Source organism: Acetobacter sp. DmW_043 (assembly GCF_002153485.1).
Classification (GTDB): Bacteria; Pseudomonadota; Alphaproteobacteria; order Acetobacterales; family Acetobacteraceae; genus Acetobacter; species Acetobacter thailandicus.
Window position 1 is genome coordinate 1 of record NZ_JOMN01000104.1, and the last position, 316, is coordinate 316.

The window sequence follows — 316 nt, forward strand, 5'->3', positions numbered from 1 at the left end:
AAAACCGGCACGGACGCTTCCGGGAGAGTGATCTGCTTCGCCAAATGTTCGAAATGACCGTCCGGCAGTGCATCGCCAAGGGACTGGTGGGCGGTGAAGGCTTTGCGGTCGATGCCAGCACGATCAAGGCCGACTCTAATCGGCAGCGCAGTGTTCCGAGCCCAGACAAGCTGCCAATCGAGGCAGCCCATCGTGCTGTGCGGGAGTATTTCTCGGTGCTGGACGATGCTGCATTTGGGTCTGCTACGCCCGTACAACCAAAATATATCTCTCCGGTCGATCCTGCGGCACGTTGGAACGCTGCAAGCGGTGGCCT

General features: G+C 59.2%; 1 pseudogene. It reads left to right on the top strand.

Annotation, left to right across the window (positions count from 1 at the left end):
• Positions 1-316, top strand: a pseudogene (locus HK11_RS12070) (IS5/IS1182 family transposase); the annotation flags it as partial.